Here is a 21520-nt window from a genome sequence, read left to right on the forward strand (position 1 = left end):
CTGGGGTAGGAGGACGGGCTCTCGGACGCGGTGGAGTGGAACACCGTCGGCACCGATCTCTGGTCGGCCGATACTGACGAGGACGGTCATTCCGACTCCGGGGACTGGTACGATCCTGACTACGACCCCCTGGTCTTCGAGGAGCGCTATGGCCCGCTCGCGATGGGTCGGGAGTTCCTGCTCGGTGCCGTCGGCGGCGAGTGGGGCGCCGACGACCACGACAACATCTACTACCTGGGCGGCTGGGTCGCGAGCGGGGTCATCGTCATCGGCGATCTCCGGGATATCGCCGCGACGATATCGCGGGGCGACCTGGTCGGAACGGGGCTGAACCTTGCCGCGCTGATCCCGGGCTCCGGGGATGCGGCGAAGGTCGCGGTCATCGTCGGGAGGTTCGTCTTGAAGCATCCAGAACTGCTGAAGCAGGCGATGGTGCGGCTGATTAGCGAAATATTGGGTCTGGACATGCGGAAAGTCGCAGGTGCGAGCCGCGACGCTCCATCAGGAGTGGAGCGCGACTGCCGGGATGGCAAGAGCGTGAGCACCGGCAGGTGCAAGCGTGAGAAGCCATCAGGTTTCGAGCCGCGATGGTCCGTCAGGACCGGAGCGTGAGCACCGAAGGTGCGAGCCGTGAAGGCGCGAAGGCGGTGTAGATGCTGGTTCCTCTCGCGTTCTTCGCATCTGAAGGTGCTCGTTCTCTGGACCCGCGCCTTCGGTGCTCCAGCTCCGTTCGCACCTTGCGGTGCTCTTGCTCCGGCCCTTCGGCCCGTCGCACTTCGCGCCTCCGCGTGAGACCTCTTACCACGAGTGCTGACTGCGTGGGAGAGCATCGCCACTCGAAAATTGCTGCGCAATGTTCTCAAGCTCCGCTTCTGCGAAGCGTCGCTCTTAGAAGAGACTCGCCTCCGAGTACACCATAATCCGGTCCGAAAAGATCTCGAACGGCTTGATCTCGCGGGAGTGGGCCGACCGGCGCATCTTCACGACCTCGAGGGCGAGATGCACCTCCGTCAGCCCCGGCGAGCGGATGTAGCGGAGGAGGACCACCGCATCGGCGAGGTACTCGACGAGGCCGTACCGGCTCCCGTCCGGGTTCCCCGTCTCGGTCTCGCTTGTGATGATGAGCGTGCAGGCCTCGTCCCGCATCATCTCGATGAACGCGAACATCTCCTGCCGCCGGACGGATTCGTCCACGAAGAGCCCCTCAAAGAGCGATATCGGGTCGATGATCACCCGCGATGCCCCGGTGCTCCTGATGAGGGCAGGGAGCTCGCTCTTGATGCTGCTGATCGCGAGGTTGAAGTCGGTCGGGTCCAGCCGGAGGAGGTAGAGCCGGTCGCCGAACCCCTCCGTGTCCCATCCTTTCTGCGCCATGGTGGCGCGGAGGAGTTCCTCCCGCTCCTCGAGACTGATGTAGATCACCTTCTCCCCCCGCTTGATCCCTTCGTAGGCGAACTGGAGGGCAAATGTCGTCTTCCCGGTCCCGTAGGTGCCGACGATCGCGCAGATGCTCCGCTCGAGCAGCCCCCCAAGGAGCATCTCGTCGAGCCCCTCGACCCCGAACTTCACCCGGCCCTTCATCAGACCACCACCCTGATGTTGCGCACCTCAAACCCGCCCGCGGCCGAGATCTTCACCGAGAACTTCACGAGATCCTTGTCCTCGAGGCGGGGCATCACGCCCCGGAACTTCTCGAAGTGCATGACCCGCTGCCGGCGCTGCGCCCCGGTCTCCTCCCAGCGGAAGAGGAGCGTGGCGTCGACGCAGTCGGCGATCTCGAGCTCCTGAGACCGGGCCAGGATCCCGGAGGTGAGCAGGAGGTAGACGGTGGTGTTCCAGCGCTTCGCCGCCCGCTGCAGCCCGCGCAGGAAGGCGATGAACGCGTGCCACCGGACGGGGTCCGTGAGCGGGGGGGCGATCTCGGTCAGCGAGTCGAGGACGATCAGGCCGTTTTTAGGGCACCCGTCGAGCACCCGGGCGACCTCGGCCAGGATGCTCCCGTTCTCCTTGCGCTGCTTCTTCTGGAGACGTTCGATGACGCTCCCCTCGCCGTACCAGTCCGGGGGGACGATGCTCGCATCGAAGTAGAGCTCCGAGAGGTCGTGAAAGGCGATCTCCTCGTCGAGCCGGCCGTAGAGCCCCGGGCTGAAGGAGAGGGCGATCTCCTTGAGGATATCCTCCCGCATCCGGGTGAACGTCACGTACGAGATCCTCTCCGGGACCAGGAGGCTCTCATCGGCCTTCACGCTCTCCCTCAGGGTAGAGAGATGCATGATCGAGGTCTGGACGAACTCGATGTTGCCGGCACCGTGTTCCCCGAGGAGCAGCACCGCCGATCCCGGCGGGACGCCACCGTCGAGGACGGGGTCGAGCGAGGTGATCCCTGTCGGCATCCGTAGCGGGAGGCGGTCTTGCATGGATACGTTATATATGTGAATAGCGGTTAAAGCGTTGCGGTCTCCCTCGATATCACTGGAAGTTATCGCCATTGGGGGCATATCCTGCCAGAAACGCAGATTTATATGGATGCCGGTTCACATCACGTATAGTCATACGCGGTCTCTCCTGTCCGGGTCCGGGCAGGTGGTCGGGGTTAACAATGCGGGTCACGGAGCAGATGCAGGGCACGGCCGGGGATCCGGCGACGGGGGGGAACGCTACGGGCGCGTCTTCAGGGCAGGAAGGGCCAACGCTCCCTCCCGCTCTTGCCGCCCTCCTGGAGCGGGCCCTCTCCTTCCGGAAGAGCGCCGAGGCTCCGGACGCCTACGACCCCGCGGTCCACGGCAGCCTCGTGGAGGCGGCGGTCTCGCCGCCGTACGAGGAGCTTGACCGCTACTGGATCCGCGAAGGCCTCTCGCTCGCGATCGTCGCCCGCAACATCCAGACGAACCAGGCCGAATACCTCCTCTTCGAACCGGTCCTCTCGGAGTTCGAGTACGAACTCCTGGAGCGGCTCTTTGACGACCTCCGCGACGTCCTGATCCTCGACGATCAGGACCTGGCCGCCGACCGCCGGCTGGTCCTCTCCAGGAAGACACAGGACCTGCTCACGGAATACGGCCTCGTCCTCGACGACGCCACGACCTTCAAACTCCGCTACTACCTCGAACGCAACTTCCTCGGCTGGTCGCGCATCGACGCGCTGATGAAGGATCCCAATATCGAGGATATCTCCTGCGACGGTACCCGTATACCGCTCTTCCTGTACCACCGGAGGCACCAGAACATCAAGACGAACATCCTCTTTGACGAGACGGCCTTAAACTCGCTCGCGATCGCGCTCGCCCAGCGTTCCGGCAAGCACGTCTCGATAGGGAGCCCGCTCGTGGACGCGACCCTCCCCGACGGCTCACGGCTGCAGCTCACCTTCGGCAGCGAGGTCACCACCCGGGGCACCTCGTTCACGATCCGCAAGTTCCGTGAAGCCCCGTTCACGCCTGTCGAACTGATGGAGACGAAGACCTTCGACGTCGACCAGCTCGTCTACTTCTGGATGGCGATCGAGAACAACAAGAGCCTCCTCTTCATCGGCGGCACCGCGTCGGGGAAGACCACGTCGCTCAACGCGGTCGCCCTCTTCATCCCCCCGCTCGCAAAGATCGTCTCCATCGAGGATACCCGCGAGATCACGCTCAACCACGAGAACTGGGTCGCGAGCGTCACGCGCGAAGCGGTAGCCGAGGGTCTCGGCGCCACCATCGGGATGTTCGATCTCCTCAAAGCCGCGATGCGGCAGCGCCCCGAGTACATCCTGGTCGGCGAGGTCCGGGGGAACGAGGCCCAGACCCTCTTCCAGGCGATGAACACCGGGCACACGACGTTCTCCACCATGCACGCCGGCGGCGTCGACGCCGCGATCCACCGCCTGGAGAACGCACCCCTCAACGTGCCGAGAAACATGCTCCAGGCCCTCGACGTCATATCCGTCCAGGCGCTCACCCACCGGGGGCGCGACCGCGTCCGGCGGTGCCGGGAGATCGTCGAACTCGCCGGGATCGACCCGATCACCGGCAACCTCCAGGTGAACACGGTCTACGAGTACAACCCCATCCCCGACACCTTCTCCTACTCCGGGCGGTCGCGGATCTACGCCGAGATCATGGAATACCGGGGCTGGAGCCGGGCCCGGCTGAATGAGGAACTGGGACTACGGCGTTCCGTCCTCCTCGCGATGCACGAGCAGGAGATCAGGGACTACCGGGTGGTCGCCCGGATCATCCAGGCCTTCACCATCGACCGCGACCGGGTGCTCGCCTCGCTCGACAACCTCCGCGGGTTGATCCGGTGACGCTGTCCGTCCGCGCGCGGGCCCGCCGCCTCGTCCACCGCCTGGCGGAGCGCGACCCCGTCCGCTACCGGGGCCTCCACGAAGACCTCGTTGCGGCGAACCTCGGGGTCACCCTCGACCGCTACCTCCTGCGGATGTTCCTGACTTCCGGGCTCTTCGGTCTCTTCTGCGCCCTTGCAGCCTTCCTCGCGATGCGCTTCTCGCTTCTCCCGCGTGTGAACATCGGTGTATACAACGTCTTCTCCCTTCACCTTCCGGCGTTCATCCAGGCGGAGCCCGCGATCGGGGCCCTTCAGGCCGCCATGTGCGTATCCGTCTTCGGGGTTGCCGCCTATGCGGCCGGCGTCTTCTTCCTGCGCTACCCGTCCCTGGTGAAGAAGAACCGGGAGACCCGGATCAACCTGCTGCTCCATCACGCCGTCGCCTACATGTACGCCATGCGCCAGGGGGGAGCGGAGATGATGGCGGTCTTCCGGGCGATCGGCGAGAGCTCGGCGGTCTACGGCGAAGCCTCCCACGAGTTCCGCCGGGTCGTCCGGGACGCCGACTACTTCGGCTACGACGTGATCACGGCCCTCCGGCACCTGCAGGAGACGACTCCGTCGGAGAAACTCCGGGAGTTCGTCCAGGACCTCGTCTCCGTGGTCGAGAGCGGGGGGGATATGCTCGCTTTTCTCGAGACCCGGGTGCGCACCTACCAGGAGGAGGCCCGGTTCGAGCAGAAGACTTTCCTCTCGACGCTTCAACTGGTCGCCGAGGCCTACGTGACGCTCTTCGTCGCCGGCCCGCTCTTCATCATCATCGTCATGGTCGTCATGGGCTTCATGAGCAGTACGCCCATCCTGCAGCTCTCGGTCGTCATCTACCTCCTGGTCCCGGTCGGCTCGCTCTTCTTCATCCTCTTCCTCGACACGATCTCCATCAAGAGCGAAGGAATCGAGCGGTACACCGAAGCCCGATGGCTCCGCGAGTTCGACGACGTCCGGGTCGAAGAGCGGACCGGCGACGAACCGTTCGTCCGGCAGCTTGCCCGCTACGACCGGATCCGCAGCCTCCGGACCTTCCTGCGCCATCCCCTCCGGGCGTTCCTGGTCGAGCCGAACAGAACGTTCTACGTGACGGTCCCGGTCGCGCTCGTATACGTTCTCCTCGCCTTCCTCGCAACCCCGCGCTATACGGACATCGAGGTGCTGATCGACGTCCTCGACGACCACCTGATCGTGGCGCTCCTGATCGTCCTCGCCCCCTTCGGCATCTTCCATAGGTCCTGGCAGAAGAAGGTGATGGGGCTTGAGGCGGCTATCCCCGAATTTCTCAACCGCCTCTCCGGGATAAACCAGGTGGGCCTGACGCTCGCGCAGGCGATCACGATCGTGGTGAAGGCCGACCTCGGGATCCTGACCTACGAGATCCGGAAAGTCAAACGCGACATCGAATGGGGCGCGAGCGTCCAGGATGCGCTCGTGCGGTTCGAGGAACGGATACGCACCCCCACCATCGCGCGTGCGGTCACCCTGATCACGACGGCGAGCCGGATGACCGGGAACATCGGGGAGGTCCTCAACATCGCCGCACGCGACGCGGCGATGTCGGAGACCCTCAAGCGCGAGCGGCAGGGGGAGATGTTCATCTACGTCGCCATCGTCTACCTGGTCTTCACGGTCTTCATCTTCGTCGTGGCCGTCATCCAGTCCCAGTTCCTCACCGTGCTCGCCGGGGTCGACGCACCGGCCGCCGCCGGGATCTCCGGCAGTTTCACGTTTGGGAACGCTCCCATCGCGACCTTCGAGCGTCTTCTCTTCCACGCCTGCCTCATCCAGGCGCTCTTCTCGGGCCTGATCGCCGGGGAGATGGGAGAGGGGTCGCTCCGGGCGGGGGTCAAACATGCGGCCGCGATGGTCGGCATCGCGTTCGTGATCTTCACCATATTCCTGTAAGACCGGCCGCGATAGGATTTTATATCCTTCACCTCCCACCTCTCTCGCGGTGATGCCAGATGTGTACAGTCGGTGGACCTGTCGATATCGAGTTCGATGATGATCGGGTGAAAGGCAAGAACTACCGCTGCAAGGAGTGCGGTGAGAAGTTCAAGGGCGTCGGGAAGCGGCCCATGTGCCCGAGCTGCCAGTCGGAAGATGTCGAGGAAGCCTGAAGGCGGCGCGTCCGGGGGCTCTCCCGCAGGAAAGGGGGAGCCTGTCCCCCTCGGCGACGAACTCCTCCTCATCCGGGGGGAGCGCTCTTTTCTGCTCGTCGGGAAAGCCGGTTCCCGGTTTCCCCTCTGCATCGAGACCCCCGACGACGAGTACTGCCTCGCGGTCGACCCCGACGATCTGGTCGCCGTCTCGATGCCCGAGGGCGGCCCGGTCGAGCAGGCCCGCATGATGCTTGAGCTGGTCCGGCGATACCATATCCCGCTCGTCGTCCTCCCTAAAGATCATCCGGGATCGAAAAGGTTATCGATGGTCGTCTCGGTCGCCCCGGAGATCCACCTCTCCTGCGATATCCGGCGGGGGACCCACCCCGAGCAGCACCTCCTCTGCTCTTCGGGGGAATTGACCGGACTCTCGCTTGCCGGGATTCCCGGGGGCGTTCTCTTAAAACACCTCCCCGATGGGGCGATGGTCAGGTATCTGGATGCGGAGAACTCCTCAGCGGACAAACAACAATAAATATATGCCCAATTTCATCAAATATTCATACGCCGTGAGAAGGAGGGTTTGATGAAGACCGATGTCCTGAAGAGCATCAGGGAAACTGAAGAAGAGTATCAGGCGATGATCCGTGATGCGCAGGCCGCGAGGAAGAAGAGCCTTGCGGATGCCGAGCAGGAGGCTGAGAGCCTGGTCCTGAAGGCACAGAGTGATGCCGGGGATTACAGGAATCAGCGTCTCGTGGAGGCACGGGCAGAAGCCCGGCGCAGATACGAAGGGATCGTCAAGGAGGGTGAAGCGCGCGCAGATACCCTGAAACAGCAGGGGAACAAGAACCTTGCACGAGCCGTGGACGCTGTCGTCGCACGGTTTAAGGAGCAGGTGCATGTTAAGGCCTGAACGGATGCGCCGGCTGCTCATCGCGGCCCCGAAGGGTGAGATCGAGACCATCATCAGAGAGCTCTACCGCCACAACGTCTACCACATCGAGGACTTTGTACCGGAGAGCTCGTCTCCTGAGGCGCTCTCGATCGGCCACCCGTTACCGGAGGCAAGCGATGCGGCTTCGGCGCTCATTAAGGTCAGAGTAATCGAGAATGCGTGCGGGATAGACCCGGAGAACGTAGAAACCAGAACAAAGCTCCCTGCGTCGAAAGTCAGGGCGATGATCCGGACGGATCTTCCCGCCATCCAGAAGGAGGCCGAGGATCTTATCGCTTCGCGCTCGAGACTGGAGGCGCGGCAGAAGGAGCACGAGCAGCGCGTAAAGGAGCTTGAACCGTTTGCCGCGGTTCCCCTGGATCTGGAGCTCTACCGCGGATACCTGCGGTTTACCGTCTTTACCGGTCATATCACGCACGATGTCGTCATCGACGTCCCCCACGAGAAATATTTTTCCGACAAGGTGGACGGCAACATGATCGTCGTCATGGTGCAAAACGAGCACCGCGAGCAGGTCGAGCGGACCCTTCTCGACGCCGGGTTCCAGGCGATCCCGGTTCCGGACGAGACAGGTTCTCCCGACGAGCGCCGGAAAGCCCATGCAGAAGAGGCCCGGCGGCTCGGTGACGAGATTGCTGCGGTCAACGGAAAGATTGCAGGGATCCGCGAGAGGCACGCCGACTTCCTGGTAGCATGCGATGAACTACTCACGGCTGACGTAGAGCGGGCGGAAGCCCCGTTGCGGTTTGCTACCACGGAAGAGACCTTCATCACCGAAGGCTGGGTGCCTGAAGACCGGGCCGACAGGATCCAGGAAGCACTGGAGAGAGCGACGAACGGCCGGATCTACATCGAGAAGATGGAAGTCGAGGACGACACCGCGGTTCCGGTGGAGTACCAGAACCCGTCGTTCGCCTCGCCGACGCAGATGCTCATGGACGTCTATGCGCGGCCCCGCTACTCCGAGATCGATCCGACGCTGATGGTAGCCATCGTGTTCCCCATCTTCTTCGGCATGATCCTCGGCGACGTGGGCTACGGAGCCATCCTGCTTGGACTGAGCCTTGGGCTGCGGAAATTCCTGAAGGGCGACGGCGCAAAAAACCTCCTCAACGTGCTCGGTGTCGCAAGCATCTCAAGTATCATCTTCGGCGTACTCTACAGTGAGTTCCTGGGATTCTCGCTCCCGTGGGCGCCGCTGATCTTCTCCCGACACCTCAACATAGGAGGCCACGCGGGAGGGCACGGCCCGCAGGTAGCCGAACTCATGATCCTCGCGATCTGGATCGGTATTCTGCACATCACGCTCGGGCGCATCCTCGGGATGCTCAATGCACGGAGACTCTATCACGGGAGACACGCAACAAAGGCGGTCATCGCGAACGCCGGCTGGCTCGGCGCCATGTGGGGTATCATCCTCATCATCTGGGCGTTCTATGCCCTGCCGATGATGCCCGACCTGACAGGTTCCGCTATTACCCTTCCGCTGGGCGTCGTACTCCTCGTTGGAGGCGTCATCGGAATCGCTCAGGAGAATGCGCTTGAGATCGTCGAGATCCCGACGATCATCAGCCACGTGTTATCCTACGCCCGTCTTGTGGCGGTGGGCTTATCCTCGGTCGCAATCGCGATGGTGGTCAACTACATCGCGATCGGCATGATGATCGAGCCCCAGCTTGAAGCGATCACCCCGGTCGGCGTGATCCTCATCATCGTCGGCATTCTCGTCTTCCTGATGGGGCACATGCTGAACACGGCACTCGGCCTCCTCGGTGGCGGTCTGCACTCGATTCGTCTTCACTATGTTGAGTTCTTCACCAAGTTCTACAAAGGTGGAGGCAAAAAGTACAATCCATTCGGTATGAAATCGAAGTTTACGGAGGAATAAGAAAATGGTAGATTTTGGCACAGCAGAACTGACCCTTGAAATGATTCAGGCATCGCAGTTGGGAATGAGAGCAGTCGGCGCAGGCCTCGCAGTAGGTCTGACCGGTGTCGGCACCGGCCTTGCTGAGATGGGTATCGGTGCGGCCGCAGTCGGTGCAACCGCAGAGAACAGGGACATGTTTGGTCTCGCACTGCTCTTCACGGTCATTCCGGAAACCATCGTCATCTTCGGTCTTGTGGTTGCACTGCTGCTTCTGTTCTGATGGAGTGAACCATGGGACTCGAAGCAGTTGTCAACGAGATCCGGGAGAAAGGGCGAAGGGAGGTCGAGGCGATCCGGGCAGAGGGCCGGGCCGACGTCGAGGAGATCCTGAAGGACGCACAGGCCCGCGCCGCCGGGATCAAGTCTTCGGCAAACGAGGAGGCAGAGCGGACGGCCGCCTACCTCATCAACCAGGAGGCCTCGGCAGCAAACCTCGTCGTCAAGCGACAGGTCTTGAACGCCCAGAAGACGCTCCTCGATCAGGTCTATTCGGCCTCGCTCGCCGCTGTCGGTGATCTGCCTGCTGAGTTCCACGAAAAGGCGCTCACAGAGCTGTTGAAGAGAGCGGCAAAGGAGATCAAGAAGGGTGTCGTCCATGTGAACGAGCGGGATACGGCGGTCGTCGAGAAGATCCTCGGCCAGACCAAGTCCCTCTCGGGCTACAGCGTGGGCAAGCCGGCCGCGATCCCCGGCGGTATCATCGTCGAGAGCATCGACGGCGCTCTGCAGATCGACTACAGTTACCGCACGTTCCTGGACGAGATCTGGGAATCCGGCCTGAAGGACGCGTCAGAGATCCTGTTTACATGAGGAGGGTTCATACATGGCAGGGATAAGTAGTAGCGGATCGGCCCTGTATATCTACGCCTGCACCCGCATGCGGGTGCGGAGATCGCAGCTGATACCGCGCGAGGACTATCTCCGCATGCTGAATATGAGCCTGCCTGAGATCACCCGGTTCATCGGCGAGACCAACTACCGGTCCGAGATCGATGAACTCGGCACCTCCTTCTCCGGTATCGACCTCGTTGAGGTGGCCCTGAGCTGGAACCTCGCGAAAGAGTACCAGAGCATCCTGGAGCTCATGCCGGGAGACCTGAAGTACTTCACGGCGAGTTACCTGCGCCGCTGGGATATCCAGAACATCGTCACCCTCTTGCGCGGCAAGATGCAGGGGATGCGGCCGGGCAAGATCAAGGAGGTCCTGGTCCCGGCCGGCAGGCTTGACAGGGTCGTCCTCGACCGTCTGGTGGCCGAAGACTCGCCCGAGCGGGTCGTCGAAGCCCTCAGGGGCGAGCGGTTCTATCCGACTCTCGAGCGGGAACTCCCGCGCGCGGTGGAGACCGGATCGTTTGCTCATCTCGAGAACGAGCTCTACAAAGGCTACTACGCGCGGCTGATCGCCGACGCCACGGGAGGCCTCAAGGGCGGGGACGTGTTCCTGAAGTACATCGAGCTTGAGATCGATATCCGGAACATTCAGAACCTCTTCCGCCTGCGGGCGAGCCACGTCCACGAGGACGTCAGGGAACTGATGATCAGTGGCGGCTCGTTCAAGGTGGAGGAACTGCAGCGGCTCTCGGGACTTGAGGATCGGGACGAGTTCATCGACGCTCTGAAGCGGCAGGTGAGGATGGTCCCGCTCCTGAACGCACTCGAGGAGATCCGGGGCAGGACCGCCCTCCACCAGGTCGAGGTCGCCCTGACCAAGGTGCAGCTTGACCAGATGGAGCGGATGTCGAAGCGGTATCCGTTCTCGATCCTTCCGGTCATCGTTTACCTGGAAGAGAAGAAGTACGAAGTCGCGAACCTTCGCGCCCTCGCCCGGGGCAAGGAAGCCGGCCTCCCCGGTGAGCGGTTACAGGGCTACCTGGTGATGTAGAATGGAGATCGCAGTTGTCGGTACCGGTGAATTCATCCTCGGGTTCCGGCTTGCGGGGGTCAGGAAGACCTACGCGGCCGAGACCGACGAGCGGCTGGTCGAGCACATCAACCGGGTGCTGGAAGACAAAGACGTCGGCATCCTCGTGCTGAAGGGCAGCGACATGGAGCGGATCCCCATGCGGCTTCGCACCACCCTTGAGAACTCCGTCAAACCAACGGTGATCGCGATTGGCGGAGACGAGGGCGGCCTGTCGATGAGAGAGAGAATCAAGAGATCGGTGGGTGTTGATCTGTGGAAGTAATGGAGAAAGGAAAAGAAAACAGGACTCAGGGAGTCCTGAAGAGGATTTCAGGGCCGGTCGTCACTGCTGTCGGTCTCGACGCACACATGTACGACGTGGTGAAGGTCGGTACTGAGGAACTGATGGGGGAGGTCATCAAGATCCAGGGTGAGAACATCATCATCCAGGTCTATGAAGACACCGCCGGTATCAGACCCGGTGAGCCGGTATCGAACACCGGCCTCTCGCTCGCAGTCGAACTCGGGCCCGGCCTGCTGACCAGTATCTACGACGGGATCCAGCGGCCGCTCGAGGTGCTCATGGACAAGATGGGCAACTTCATCGAGCGCGGCGTCTCGGCTCCCGGCCTCTCCCACGAGACGAAGTGGGAGTTCGTCCCCACCGTGAAGGCGGGCGACGTCGTCGGCCCCGGGGACATCCTCGGCACGGTTCAGGAGACGAACATCGTTCACAAGGTCATGGTTCCTCCCCGCATGAAGGGCGGCAAGATCAAGAAGATCTCGGCCGGCAACTTCACGGTGGACGAGACTATCTGTGTCCTTGAGGACGGCACCGAGATCACGATGCTCCAGCGCTGGCCGGTCCGTGTGCCCCGCCCCGTGAAGGAGAAGCTGAACCCGGACATCCCGCTGATCACCGGTCAGCGGATCCTGGACGGTCTCTTCCCCATCGCAAAGGGCGGCACGGCGGCCATCCCCGGCCCGTTCGGGAGCGGCAAGACGGTCACCCAGCAGCAGCTTGCGAAGTGGTCCGATGCCGAGATCGTCGTCTACATCGGCTGCGGCGAGCGCGGCAACGAGATGACCGAGGTTCTGACGGAGTTCCCCGAACTGGAGGACCCGAAGACCGGCAAGCCGCTGATGGAGCGGACGGTCCTGATCGCGAACACCTCGAACATGCCGGTCGCGGCCCGTGAAGCATCCGTCTACACGGGGATCACGATCGCCGAGTACTTCAGAGACATGGGCTACGACGTCTCCCTGATGGCCGACTCCACCTCCCGGTGGGCTGAGGCCATGCGTGAGATCTCGAGCCGTCTTGAAGAGATGCCCGGTGAGGAAGGATACCCCGCATACCTTGCGGCGCGCCTCTCGGAGTTCTACGAGCGTGCAGGCCGCGTGATCAACAGGAACGGCACGAGCGGTTCGGTCTCCGTCATCGGTGCGGTCTCTCCGCCCGGTGGTGACTTCTCCGAGCCCGTCACCCAGAACACCCTGCGTATCGTCAAGGTCTTCTGGGCACTGGACGCGAAGCTCTCCCAGCGCCGGCACTTCCCGGCGATCAACTGGCTGAACTCCTACTCGCTGTACCTCGACGCCCTCGGCGACTGGTACGACCGCGAGGTCTCGCCCGAGTGGAACCCCCTGCGGTCCTGGGCGATGGGTGTCCTCCAGAAGGAAGCCGAACTCCAGGAGATCGTCCAGCTGGTCGGTTCCGACGCGCTCCCCGACGAGGAGCAGGTCACCATCGAGGTGGCCAGGATGATCCGTGAGATCTTCCTGCAGCAGAACGCCTACGACGCGGTGGACACCTACTGCTCGATGGCCAAGCAGTACGACATGATGAAGGCGATCAAGTACTACGCCGACCTTGCCCGGACCGCCCAGGCGGGCGGAGCGACCCCGGCACAGGTCATCGGCATCAAGAGCAGGAACGAGCTCCCGCAGATCAAGTTCATCAAGGACTACGAGCCTGAGCTTGAGAAGATCCTGAAGGCCATGAATGCTGAATTCGAAGCGATGAGGACGGCGTGACCATGAAGGAATACAGAACGGTTGCACAGATTGCCGGCCCCCTGGTCTTCGTCGAGAAGACGGAGCCGGTGGGCTACAACGAGCTCGTCAACATCGTGACCGCCGACGGCACGCAGAAGCGCGGCCAGGTGCTGGACACGAGCGACGAGATCGTGGTCGTCCAGGTCTTCGAGACCACTGCCGGTATCGGCAGGGACTCGGGGATCCGCTTCACCGGCGAGACGATCAAGATGCCGGTCGGAAGAGAGATGCTCGGACGTATCCTCTCCGGCGGCGGCAAGCCGATCGACGGCGGCCCGGAGATCGTGCCCGAGAAGAGGCTCGAGATCACCGGCGCGGCCATCAACCCCTACGCCCGTGCGTCCCCTGCGGACTTCATCCAGACGGGTATCTCGACGATCGACGGGACGAACACCCTGGTCCGGGGGCAGAAGCTCCCGATCTTCTCCGCCTCCGGTCTGCCCCACAACGATGTGGCGCTGCAGATCGCGCGGCAGGCGAAGGTGCCCGGCTCGACCGAAGAGTTCGCCGTGGTCTTTGCGGCCATGGGTATCACCCGTGAAGAGGCCAACCACTTCATGGCCGACTTTGAGAAGACGGGCGCCCTCGAGCGGGCAGTCGTCTTCTTAAACCTTGCCGACGACCCGGCCGTCGAGCGGATCATCACGCCGCGTCTCGCGCTCACCACGGCCGAGTACCTGGCGTTCGAACTCGGCTACCACGTGCTCGTCGTCCTGACGGACATGACCAACTACTGCGAGGCGCTCCGTCAGATCGGTGCGGCCCGTGAGGAAGTGCCCGGCCGGCGTGGCTATCCGGGTTACATGTACACGGACCTTGCAAACATCTACGAGCGTGCCGGTATCATCAAGGGCGTCAAGGGCTCTGTGACCCAGATCCCGATCCTGACGATGCCCGGCGACGATATCACCCACCCGATCCCGGACCTGACCGGTTACATCACCGAAGGCCAGATCGTGGTCAACCGTGAGCTGCACCGGAAGGGTATCTACCCGCCGATCAACGTGCTGCCCTCGCTCTCCCGTCTGATGAACCTCGGTATCGGGAAGGGGCACACCCGCGAGGACCACAAGAAGGTCTCCGATCAGCTCTACGCGGCGTATGCCGAGGGTAACGATCTCCGGGGCCTGGTCGCCATCGTCGGCAAAGACGCGCTCTCGGAGCGCGACCGGATGTTCCTTGAGTTCGCCGACCTCTTCGAGGACCGGTTCGTCCGGCAGGGACTCTACGAGGACCGGTCGATCGAGGGAACTCTCGATCTCGGCTGGGACCTCCTCTCGACGCTGCCCGAAGAGCAGCTCGTCCGTATCGACCGCGAACTGATCCAGAAGTATCACCCGAAGTACCGGAAGAAGGCACAGGGGTAAGTGTCCATGGCGCTGCGAGATATCAAGCCGACCCGATCTGAGCTGATCAACGTCAAGCGGCGGATCAAGCTCTCGGAGCGCGGCTACAACATCTTAAAGATGAAGCGCGATGGGCTGATCCTGGAGTTCTTCAAGGTGCTGCAGCAGGCCAAAGACAGCCGCGGCGCGATGCTGGAGCGGTATACGCATGCGATGGAGATGATCGCCCTCGCGGAGACCGTCGAAGGCGCGATCGGGGTGAAGGCCGCCGCCTTCTCGACGGCGGACGTCCCCTCGATCTCCTTAAAGAGCAAGAACATCATGGGCGTCGTCGTCCCGCAGATCGAGGCATCCTCGGTCCGGAAGGGCGTGCTTGACCGCGGTTACGGGATGCTCGGCACATCTGCCGTCATCGACGAGACCGCGGAGGCGTTCGAGGACCTGCTTGAGGCGATCATCGAGGCGGCGGAGATCGAGACGACCATGAAGCGGCTGCTCGACGAGATCGAGAGCACCAAGCGGCGCGTGAACGCGCTCGAGTTCAAGGTGATCCCGGAGCTCTCCGAGGCCAGAGATTTCATCAAGATGCGTCTTGATGAGATGGAACGTGAGGAGCTCTTCCGCCTGAAAAAGATTAAGGCCCGGAGCGCCTGATCAGGGTAGGGGTGATACCCGGTGGAGATCGGTACGCTTGCAGATGCGGGTAAACTGACGGGAACGGTGATGTTGCGGGTTGATTTCAACTCGCCCATCGATCCCTCGTCAAACCAGATTCTGGATGACAAGAGGTTCAGGGAGCACCTGCCGACGGTGCAGGCGCTTGAGGATGCGCGGCTCGTTATCCTCACGCACCAGAGCCGGCCCGGCAAGAAGGACTACACGACGCTTGAGGCGCACGCGGCAAAATTGGAGCGGATGCTCGGCCGTCCGGTCACCTACGTCGAGGATATCTTCGGGCGGTGCGCCCGCGATGCCATCCGGAGCGCAAAGCGCGGGGATGTCCTGATGCTCGAGAACCTCCGGTTTGCCGCCGAGGAGAACCTGACCCTGAAGCCGGAGGATGCGAAGAAGACTCTCCTCGTCCGGAAGCTTGCCGCGATGGCCGATATCTACGTCAACGACGCCTTCGGTACGGCACACCGGTCGCAGCCCTCGATCGTGGGGCTGCCGCTCGTCCTCCCGTCGGTGGGCGGGCTCCTGATGGAGAAGGAGGTCGCGAACCTCTCCCGGGTCTTTACCGGCGCTCCCCGCCCTGTCACCTTCGTGCTCGGCGGGACGAAGGTGGACGACTCGATCGCGGTCGCAGAGAATGTTCTGGCGCGGGGGACGGCCGATAAGGTGATCGTGGTCGGAGTGGTCGCGAACGTCTTCCTGCTTGCGGCGGGCCGCGATATCGGGCGGCCGTCGGCCCAGCTGATCGACCAGCTCGGCTACCGCGCCGAGGTCGAGAAGGCGAAAGCCCTGCTCGAGACCTACCGCGACCGGATCGCCCTGCCGCACTCGGTCGCCGTTCGCGAGGACGGCGGGCGGGTGGAGTACCCGGTTGACGCCGTCCCGGAGAACGCCCAGGTGCTCGACCTCGGGGCCGAGTCGATCGATCGTCTCACGAAGGCGATATCGGATTCGGGAACGGTCGTGGTGAACGGCCCCGCGGGGCTCTTTGAAGAGGAGCAGTTCGCCGTCGGCACCTTCGAGTTGATGAAGGCCGCCGCCGACGTCGAGTTCTCGGTGGTGGGCGGCGGGCACTCCGGCGCAGCCATCGAGCGGCTCGGTATCGAGGATCGGTTCACGCACATCTCGACAGGCGGAGGCGCGGCGATCGAGTTCCTGACCGGGAAGAAGATGCCCGCCATCGAAGCGCTGGAGATGTCTAAGTCGATCTTCAGGTGAAGGGCGCCTGCGCCCTCACTATCATCTCTTCTTGGAATATTCGGGCTGGCGACGGCACGTGCCGCACGTCGGCCGATGCCTCTCCCGGGAGGGAGACGGTTGCGGTGCTCTTTTTTAGAGATGGTAAAAATCCGAGGAGGGGGACCACACCCGGAAAGCATGTTATGGCCCGGTGTAAATTTGCTTGTTGCCGCTGAACGCTGATGCAGGAGCGGTCTGGTTCGCGGGCCGCCCCTGCATCGAACCCCTGTAATTCCTGGTTGGTGTCTTGTGGGTGTGGCTGTTGTGGTGATTGCTGATGGAATTGAACGACTGATGGTTGCTGAGTGTGGTCGTACCCCGATCCAATATCTATAACGTCGAGTATATAATATTTGCCCATAAATATTTGTGGCAATATTTCTCTCAGAATAAAAATCCGGCGCTCAGAGCGGCCCATTTTTTCCAGGGAGTTTCTCTGGTCTCTCCGTTATCCGACCGCAATTCTTTATATCTGCCCGGGTGCAGGGCGGTGGCGGCGGGAGATGAGCCCGGCACCGCGCCCCCCCCCGGTCACTGCCGGAGGAGGGCGACGCGGGAGCCGACGGGGATCCCGATGTCCGCGCCGATGGGGCCGCACTTGACCGACATCAGGTAGGCTACCGGCGGGAGGTCGCGGTCGTCGGAGAGCGACTCGTAATTCGCCATCCCTTTGGCGATGACGAGCGTCGCCCGGTCGAGAGCGTCGGCGAGGACCGGCGGGGCGAGGTCCCGGTTGAGGCCGAGTTCGGCGATGCCGCCGGAGGTGGTGGTGAGCACGTCCGCCCGGCGGTCGAGGCCGAGGGCCACCGCATCCGCGATCGTCGCGTCGTTCAGGATGGGCGCGCCCCTGACGGCGAGCGTGACATGCGACCCGTTCTGTCGGAGGTGGTCGACCAGAAGCGCGTCAAAGACGATCTCGCCGCAGTTGTCGGCGAGGTAGACCACCCGTGACGCGAGGGCCTCCATCGCACCGGTGTCGTCGACGGTCAGCCCCGCGGAGAACTCACGGCGGAAGAACTCGACGAAGTTGTCGGTGACGGTATGCGCCTTTGAGCCGTAGTCCAGCGTGTTGCCGATGACCGACGCAAGTATCAGGTCGCGGAACGACGAGAGATCGCCGCGCACCCTCCGGCAGACCGCCGCCGCGTCCTCGTTGTTGTTCATCTTCAGGGACCGGTAGGGGTCGGGATCGCCGATCATCTCGTAGGCGAGGCGGTGCACCCGGCTCGCGATGACCGGGGCGGGCACGGGATCGGCGGCGATGCGCCGGAGGAGATCGCGGCATGCATCGACGATCTCGCTGATGCGCGCCGGATCGTCGATGCAGAGCCTGCTCTCGTACTCGACGCGCGAGATCAGGCATTCCGTGCAGCCTGGATAGAACTTCATGCTGCTGAATGTTGGATGCGATGAGCGAAAAAACAGTGTAATGGGGCCACTGCGATTTGAACGCAGGTCAGAAGACCCCCAGTCTCCTAGGATGGCCAGGCTACCCTATGGCCCCTCCCTATCGTATATGCTTGAATTACACATATACTTTCGCTTTGGGGGGCGGGGGCAGAAGGCCTATCCCCGCGTTCTCTTGTACTCTTCGACACTCCGCGTCAGCTGTTCCAGCTCGCTGCCGGTGATCTCCATCCTGCCCGTCAGTGCGTTGACCTCGGTGAGGAGCTGCTGGATGCGCACGTACATCACGTACATGATGAACAGCAGGCAGATGATGATCACCGAGAGCAGAACGATCATGATTGCATTGATATCAGCCATTATGGTCCTCTCCTGAATAGTGTACGGGCGAGCCGCTCGATAAACCCTTCCTGAACCTTATCGGGCTCTTCCTCGATGGGGATGCCCGCGAGCTCCGCCGCAACTCTTCGGAATACTTTTGACGATTCGGATCCCGGGTACTTCACGACGATCGGCGTCCTTGCCGCCGCTGCCCTTCGCACGTTCGCATCTTCAGGGATCGTGTCGATGATCCGCACACCCAGAGCCTTCTCGATCTTCTTCCTGCTCAGGTCGGAGCTGTCGAGGGTTGCCCTGTTGAGGACGGCCCCGCCGACGGCCCCGCCGATCATCTCCGTCAGGATCCTGATCTTCAAGGCATCCATGAGCGAAGAGATCTCGGGGTTCACGACCAGCAGCACCTCGTCGGCTACGGTGAGCGGTATGACCGCGTCGGTGCCGATGCCTGCAGGCGCGTCGAGAAACAGGAAGTCGCAACGGTCGGTGAGGTCGCACATCACGTCTTTGAGCCGTTCCGGATCCGCGCTCTGGAACCCCTGGAGCGAGAGGCCGCTCGGCACGATCTTGAGGCCGTAGGGCCCCTCGTACATCGCGTCCTGGATCCGGGCATTCCCCGCCAGGACCTCGTGGAGCGTGACGGGTGTCTTATCGAGCCCCAGCACCAGTCCCAGGTTGGCCATGCCCAGATCCATATCGACGATGCAGGTTTTCCTGCCGAGCTGGGCCAGCGCTGTCCCCAGGTTTGCAGTGACGGTCGTCTTCCCGGTTCCTCCTTTGCCGGAGGCGATGGTGTACGCCCTGATCATCTAAAACCGTCTCAAGGATAGATTGTGGTAGTTATATTTAACCCTATTCGTTTGGTTTTCTCTCCTGTGGGACTTAAATCCAGTTTAATATGGCATAATCCTCTCGAGCGGGCGAACGGGGTTGTGGGCACCATGAAAGCTCCGCGCCGCAGGCCGGGCATCCTGCCGCGGATCGGCCCGGCGATGCAGCCCCGGGTGCAGCGCGACTTCCCCTCGCTTTACGGCCCAATTCTCGTGGAATCGCGGCAAAAAAACGAGTCGGGGGCCGGTCCGTGTCGGTGCCGATTCGATATTCATATATGATGTGACGCATATATGTCCATGAAGTATACCGGGGTTAACTACATGAGTCATGATTCCTTCATGGAAGAGAATGCCCTGCGCTGCATCGATGAACTCCGGTCTATCCCCGGGGTTGCCGCATGCGCTCTCGTATCCTGTGAGGGCGCGGTTCTGGGTAAGTACTTCCGGGAGGGTAGCCAGTCATCGCCTCTTTTCGCAGCGATGTGCGCAACGGTCCTTGCATCGGCAGATGCCGCCTGCGGCAGCGTCCGTATCCCGCGGCCGTCCATGGTCGCCATCACGGCAACAGACGCCACGATCCTCATCCTGACTGTAGGGGAGGCTGCCCTGATCACGGCGGTAATAGATAAGTCTGCGGATCTCTCAACAGTACAGAGACGGTTATCATCTATGGCGGTCAGAATCGGAGGGGAGATGTGATGTATACGATACTGGTTGTAGACGATAGTCCCATGATCGTCGACGTCTTCGTTACCATGCTGGAGCGCGGCGGTTATCGTCCGATCACCGCCTTCAGCGGTGAGGAGTGTCTTGAAGTCCTGAAGGCGACCCCGCCGGATCTGGTCCTTCTGGATATCATGATGGAGCCGATGGATGGGTGGGAGACGCTCGGCAAGATCAAGACGGACCCCGCAACGCGGGGCATCCCTGTTCTCATGCTGACCGCAAAACCCCTCACCCCGGAGGAGGCGAACGAGTACGGCGCCTATATCGAGGACTATATTCTCAAGCCCACCACCCACCACCAGCTCTACGAGGCCATTGAGCACGTGCTGGCGCGCCGGCACTCCATCACCGCGGATATCGAGCGGGCACGCGAGGCCGGCGTCGACCCCCGGATCATCGACGAGTACGAGCGCCTCTCTAAAAGCGTCGACATCAACAGGCGCCTCCTGAAGATCCTGGAGACCACTTACAGCATCAAGGATGCCCGGGCGGGGATGGGCGAGGACATCACCCGTGCCATAAAGAGCATGGCGGCGAGCATCAAACTCCAGGAAGAACGCTTGAACCAGGTGCGGGCCCAGTTCGCCGACGTCTTCGGGGCGCGCTGACCCTCCCGCTCCCCTGCCCGGAAGGTTCTTTCCGGGCTCTCCGCGGGCCGTTCTCAATAACTGTTTTCACGTTCCTGACGCCCGATATAGACGACTGCTGCTGTCAGGACGACGATTGCGGCGAGCGTCAGGACTATGTCGACCGGCTCGACATGCTCGACCCCGAAGGTCAGCACCCGCCGGACCATCGCGGTGATGCCTGCGATCAGGATCGGTGTCACCAGGACCCTGCTCGTCTTTAAGTAGACCGTCACCGTCTCCAGGATCTCCACGATGATGAGGGTCACGAGGAGCGCGTGCAGCACCCGGAGTATGCCCTGTGTTATGTCCCCTGCCTGGGCGAGCGTGATCACCTGCAGGATGACGTCGTAAAAGGAGAAGATCGCGAGGATCGAGAGCGAGGCGGCGATGAGCAGGTAAATGGCCCGGGTTACCCAGGATATGGCGGCTATGGCGGTATCGGCCTGGTGGTCATGAGACATCGTGCGGGCATCCTGTGTCGGGGATATATGTATGAACTGGACACGCGGAGGGCCTTAAACATTCCGGTAGGTCCGCATCCGGTGTAGAATTGAAAAGTTTATATCGTTAGACTGCGAATAATATGATACGCCCACAAGTAAGTTATTTATACTATTCTTGCATTGTAATAATGCTGGATGGCAGTACGCGCGGGGCCTATAGCTCAGTTAGGTAGAGCGCCTGGCTTTTAACCAGGTGGTCGGGGGTTCAAATCCCCTTGGGCCCGTTGCCATGGGCGCTGTCTATGGATTTTAACAAGGTGATGCATTCTGATACGCAACTCTTTCGTTGGTGAGGTGTAAGGCGATGGGCACTTCACTTGACGTACTCAACCATGAGATGGTCCCTGACCATCAGATTATGAGCGAGGAAGAAGTCGCGGCTCTTCTTGCGACGTACAACATAACTCTTGAACAACTGCCAAAAGTTTACCACGACGACCCTGCAGTAAAGGCTATCGGAGGCGAAGTCGCGAATGTGGTCCGGATCGTTCGCGACAGCCGCACGGCGGGCAGAGCCGAAGCCTACCGCCTCATCGTGAAGAGACCGAAGAAATAATT

The 21520-nt window shown here is 62.0% G+C and carries 24 protein-coding genes and 2 tRNA genes; 19 read left to right on the plus strand and 7 right to left on the minus strand.

Translation table 11 applies throughout. From position 1 onward, the window contains the following. Positions 1-30: 30 nt before the first annotated feature. The gene (locus tag F8E02_RS04450; RefSeq protein ID WP_317064266.1) at positions 31-612 is read left to right on the plus strand and encodes a hypothetical protein; all 582 of its coding nucleotides are present in this window, start codon (positions 31-33) and stop codon (positions 610-612) included. A gap of 276 nt (positions 613-888) precedes the next feature. On the opposite strand, the gene F8E02_RS04455 is transcribed toward F8E02_RS04450, so the two are convergent. Both F8E02_RS04455 and F8E02_RS04460 read right to left on the minus strand, forming a co-directional pair. After that, positions 889-1581 carry a KaiC domain-containing protein gene (locus F8E02_RS04455; protein WP_317064267.1) on the minus strand — a complete coding sequence of 231 codons (693 nt, stop codon included), beginning with the start codon at positions 1579-1581 and terminating at the stop codon, positions 889-891. Then, a complete protein-coding gene (locus tag F8E02_RS04460) occupies positions 1581-2417 on the minus strand; it encodes an RAD55 family ATPase (protein ID WP_317064268.1) in 837 nt (278 codons plus the stop codon). Before F8E02_RS04460 ends, F8E02_RS04455 begins: the two co-directional genes overlap by 1 nt. Before the next feature lie 182 nt (positions 2418-2599). Here F8E02_RS04460 and F8E02_RS04465 point away from each other — a divergent pair, with 182 nt between their 5' ends. From F8E02_RS04465 to F8E02_RS04530, 14 genes are read left to right on the plus strand one after another with little or no spacing between them, the layout of a single operon-like run. Beyond that, a complete protein-coding gene (locus F8E02_RS04465) occupies positions 2600-4288 on the plus strand; it encodes a type II/IV secretion system ATPase subunit (RefSeq protein WP_317064269.1) in 1689 nt (562 codons plus the stop codon). Beyond that, positions 4285-6225, plus strand: a complete 1941-nt coding sequence (locus F8E02_RS04470; RefSeq protein ID WP_317064270.1) for a type II secretion system F family protein — start codon at positions 4285-4287, stop codon at positions 6223-6225. Before F8E02_RS04465 ends, F8E02_RS04470 begins: the two co-directional genes overlap by 4 nt. Positions 6226-6284: 59 nt before the next feature. Then, positions 6285-6440: a hypothetical protein gene (locus F8E02_RS04475; protein WP_317064271.1), complete on the plus strand. Its 156-nt coding sequence runs from the start codon at positions 6285-6287 to the stop codon at positions 6438-6440. Next, a complete protein-coding gene (locus tag F8E02_RS04480) occupies positions 6424-6957 on the plus strand; it encodes an alpha/beta hydrolase (protein ID WP_317064272.1) in 534 nt (177 codons plus the stop codon). The genes F8E02_RS04475 and F8E02_RS04480 overlap by 17 nt, the downstream gene beginning before the upstream one ends. A gap of 51 nt (positions 6958-7008) precedes the next feature. Beyond that, on the plus strand, positions 7009-7338 hold the full coding sequence (locus F8E02_RS04485) for a V-type ATPase subunit subunit G family protein (protein ID WP_317064273.1): 330 nt from the start codon (positions 7009-7011) through the stop codon (positions 7336-7338). Continuing rightward, a complete protein-coding gene (locus F8E02_RS04490) occupies positions 7325-9268 on the plus strand; it encodes a V-type ATP synthase subunit I (RefSeq protein WP_317064274.1) in 1944 nt (647 codons plus the stop codon). Before F8E02_RS04485 ends, F8E02_RS04490 begins: the two co-directional genes overlap by 14 nt. Positions 9269-9272: 4 nt before the next feature. After that, on the plus strand, positions 9273-9530 hold the full coding sequence (locus F8E02_RS04495; RefSeq protein WP_317064275.1) for an ATPase: 258 nt from the start codon (positions 9273-9275) through the stop codon (positions 9528-9530). Between the two features lie 11 nt (positions 9531-9541). Continuing rightward, on the plus strand, positions 9542-10120 hold the full coding sequence (locus tag F8E02_RS04500) for a V-type ATP synthase subunit E family protein (RefSeq protein WP_317064276.1): 579 nt from the start codon (positions 9542-9544) through the stop codon (positions 10118-10120). 13 nt (positions 10121-10133) lie between these two features. Further along, the gene (locus F8E02_RS04505) at positions 10134-11192 is read left to right on the plus strand and encodes a V-type ATP synthase subunit C (RefSeq protein WP_317064277.1); all 1059 of its coding nucleotides are present in this window, start codon (positions 10134-10136) and stop codon (positions 11190-11192) included. A gap of 1 nt (position 11193) precedes the next feature. Beyond that, positions 11194-11496, plus strand: coding sequence for a V-type ATP synthase subunit F (locus tag F8E02_RS04510; protein ID WP_317064278.1), 303 nt, complete (start codon positions 11194-11196; stop codon positions 11494-11496). Beyond that, entirely contained in the window at positions 11496-13250 is a 1755-nt protein-coding gene (locus F8E02_RS04515) for an ATP synthase subunit A (protein ID WP_317064279.1), read from the plus strand. The genes F8E02_RS04510 and F8E02_RS04515 overlap by 1 nt, the downstream gene beginning before the upstream one ends. Before the next feature lie 2 nt (positions 13251-13252). Further along, complete coding sequence (locus F8E02_RS04520) at positions 13253-14638, plus strand: ATP synthase subunit B (RefSeq protein ID WP_317064280.1); 1386 nt, start codon at positions 13253-13255, stop codon at positions 14636-14638. Positions 14639-14644: 6 nt separating this feature from the next. Beyond that, positions 14645-15271, plus strand: a complete 627-nt coding sequence (locus tag F8E02_RS04525; RefSeq protein WP_317064281.1) for a V-type ATP synthase subunit D — start codon at positions 14645-14647, stop codon at positions 15269-15271. 21 nt (positions 15272-15292) lie between these two features. Then, the gene (locus F8E02_RS04530; protein WP_394357910.1) at positions 15293-16507 is read left to right on the plus strand and encodes a phosphoglycerate kinase; all 1215 of its coding nucleotides are present in this window, start codon (positions 15293-15295) and stop codon (positions 16505-16507) included. Positions 16508-17059: 552 nt separating this feature from the next. On the opposite strand, the gene F8E02_RS04535 is transcribed toward F8E02_RS04530, so the two are convergent. The 4 genes from F8E02_RS04535 to minD all read right to left on the minus strand — a co-directional run bounded on the left by F8E02_RS04535 (position 17060) and on the right by minD (position 19080). Further along, positions 17060-17917: a damage-control phosphatase ARMT1 family protein gene (locus tag F8E02_RS04535; protein WP_317064282.1), complete on the minus strand. Its 858-nt coding sequence runs from the start codon at positions 17915-17917 to the stop codon at positions 17060-17062. A 41-nt stretch (positions 17918-17958) separates the two neighbouring features. After that, a tRNA-Pro gene (locus tag F8E02_RS04540) sits at positions 17959-18032 on the minus strand. A 62-nt stretch (positions 18033-18094) separates the two neighbouring features. Continuing rightward, positions 18095-18295, minus strand: coding sequence for a hypothetical protein (locus F8E02_RS04545; protein WP_317064283.1), 201 nt, complete (start codon positions 18293-18295; stop codon positions 18095-18097). Further along, positions 18295-19080, minus strand: coding sequence for a cell division ATPase MinD (gene minD / locus F8E02_RS04550; RefSeq protein ID WP_317064284.1), 786 nt, complete (start codon positions 19078-19080; stop codon positions 18295-18297). Before minD ends, F8E02_RS04545 begins: the two co-directional genes overlap by 1 nt. 321 nt (positions 19081-19401) lie before the next feature. Between minD and F8E02_RS04555 the strand changes: the two genes are divergently transcribed. Then, positions 19402-19803: a roadblock/LC7 domain-containing protein gene (locus F8E02_RS04555; protein WP_317064285.1), complete on the plus strand. Its 402-nt coding sequence runs from the start codon at positions 19402-19404 to the stop codon at positions 19801-19803. Continuing rightward, positions 19803-20438 carry a response regulator gene (locus tag F8E02_RS04560; protein WP_317064286.1) on the plus strand — a complete coding sequence of 212 codons (636 nt, stop codon included), beginning with the start codon at positions 19803-19805 and terminating at the stop codon, positions 20436-20438. The genes F8E02_RS04555 and F8E02_RS04560 overlap by 1 nt, the downstream gene beginning before the upstream one ends. Before the next feature lie 53 nt (positions 20439-20491). Here the strand turns inward: F8E02_RS04560 and F8E02_RS04565 are convergent, their stop codons facing one another. Continuing rightward, entirely contained in the window at positions 20492-20920 is a 429-nt protein-coding gene (locus tag F8E02_RS04565; protein ID WP_317064287.1) for a phosphate-starvation-inducible PsiE family protein, read from the minus strand. Between the two features lie 192 nt (positions 20921-21112). Here F8E02_RS04565 and F8E02_RS04570 point away from each other — a divergent pair. Then, a tRNA-Lys gene (locus tag F8E02_RS04570) sits at positions 21113-21186 on the plus strand. Between the two features lie 80 nt (positions 21187-21266). Beyond that, complete coding sequence (locus F8E02_RS04575) at positions 21267-21518, plus strand: DNA-directed RNA polymerase subunit H (protein WP_317064288.1); 252 nt, start codon at positions 21267-21269, stop codon at positions 21516-21518. Positions 21519-21520 lie beyond the last annotated feature (2 nt).

Source organism: Methanoculleus caldifontis (genome assembly GCF_032842345.1).
Classification (GTDB): domain Archaea; phylum Halobacteriota; class Methanomicrobia; order Methanomicrobiales; family Methanoculleaceae; genus Methanoculleus; species Methanoculleus caldifontis.

What these genes read in the sequence shown, in the direction of transcription:
- F8E02_RS04545 (WP_317064283.1), bottom strand. Translation starts at nt 18,295, where the DNA reads ATGGCTGATATCAATGCAATCATGATCGTTCTGCTCTCGGTGATCATC.
- F8E02_RS04575 (WP_317064288.1), top strand. Translation starts at nt 21,267, where the DNA reads ATGGGCACTTCACTTGACGTACTCAACCATGAGATGGTCCCTGACCAT.
- F8E02_RS04460 (WP_317064268.1), bottom strand. Translation starts at nt 2,417, where the DNA reads ATGCAAGACCGCCTCCCGCTACGGATGCCGACAGGGATCACCTCGCTC.
- F8E02_RS04520 (WP_317064280.1), top strand. Translation starts at nt 13,253, where the DNA reads ATGAAGGAATACAGAACGGTTGCACAGATTGCCGGCCCCCTGGTCTTC.
- F8E02_RS04535 (WP_317064282.1), bottom strand. Translation starts at nt 17,917, where the DNA reads ATGAAGTTCTATCCAGGCTGCACGGAATGCCTGATCTCGCGCGTCGAG.
- F8E02_RS04515 (WP_317064279.1), top strand. Translation starts at nt 11,496, where the DNA reads ATGGAGAAAGGAAAAGAAAACAGGACTCAGGGAGTCCTGAAGAGGATT.
- F8E02_RS04510 (WP_317064278.1), top strand. Translation starts at nt 11,194, where the DNA reads ATGGAGATCGCAGTTGTCGGTACCGGTGAATTCATCCTCGGGTTCCGG.
- F8E02_RS04490 (WP_317064274.1), top strand. Translation starts at nt 7,325, where the DNA reads ATGTTAAGGCCTGAACGGATGCGCCGGCTGCTCATCGCGGCCCCGAAG.
- F8E02_RS04475 (WP_317064271.1), top strand. Translation starts at nt 6,285, where the DNA reads ATGTGTACAGTCGGTGGACCTGTCGATATCGAGTTCGATGATGATCGG.
- F8E02_RS04485 (WP_317064273.1), top strand. Translation starts at nt 7,009, where the DNA reads ATGAAGACCGATGTCCTGAAGAGCATCAGGGAAACTGAAGAAGAGTAT.
- minD (WP_317064284.1), bottom strand. Translation starts at nt 19,080, where the DNA reads ATGATCAGGGCGTACACCATCGCCTCCGGCAAAGGAGGAACCGGGAAG.
- F8E02_RS04480 (WP_317064272.1), top strand. Translation starts at nt 6,424, where the DNA reads ATGTCGAGGAAGCCTGAAGGCGGCGCGTCCGGGGGCTCTCCCGCAGGA.
- F8E02_RS04525 (WP_317064281.1), top strand. Translation starts at nt 14,645, where the DNA reads ATGGCGCTGCGAGATATCAAGCCGACCCGATCTGAGCTGATCAACGTC.
- F8E02_RS04560 (WP_317064286.1), top strand. Translation starts at nt 19,803, where the DNA reads ATGTATACGATACTGGTTGTAGACGATAGTCCCATGATCGTCGACGTC.
- F8E02_RS04495 (WP_317064275.1), top strand. Translation starts at nt 9,273, where the DNA reads ATGGTAGATTTTGGCACAGCAGAACTGACCCTTGAAATGATTCAGGCA.
- F8E02_RS04565 (WP_317064287.1), bottom strand. Translation starts at nt 20,920, where the DNA reads ATGTCTCATGACCACCAGGCCGATACCGCCATAGCCGCCATATCCTGG.
- F8E02_RS04555 (WP_317064285.1), top strand. Translation starts at nt 19,402, where the DNA reads ATGAAGTATACCGGGGTTAACTACATGAGTCATGATTCCTTCATGGAA.
- F8E02_RS04465 (WP_317064269.1), top strand. Translation starts at nt 2,600, where the DNA reads ATGCGGGTCACGGAGCAGATGCAGGGCACGGCCGGGGATCCGGCGACG.
- F8E02_RS04455 (WP_317064267.1), bottom strand. Translation starts at nt 1,581, where the DNA reads ATGAAGGGCCGGGTGAAGTTCGGGGTCGAGGGGCTCGACGAGATGCTC.
- F8E02_RS04505 (WP_317064277.1), top strand. Translation starts at nt 10,134, where the DNA reads ATGGCAGGGATAAGTAGTAGCGGATCGGCCCTGTATATCTACGCCTGC.
- F8E02_RS04500 (WP_317064276.1), top strand. Translation starts at nt 9,542, where the DNA reads ATGGGACTCGAAGCAGTTGTCAACGAGATCCGGGAGAAAGGGCGAAGG.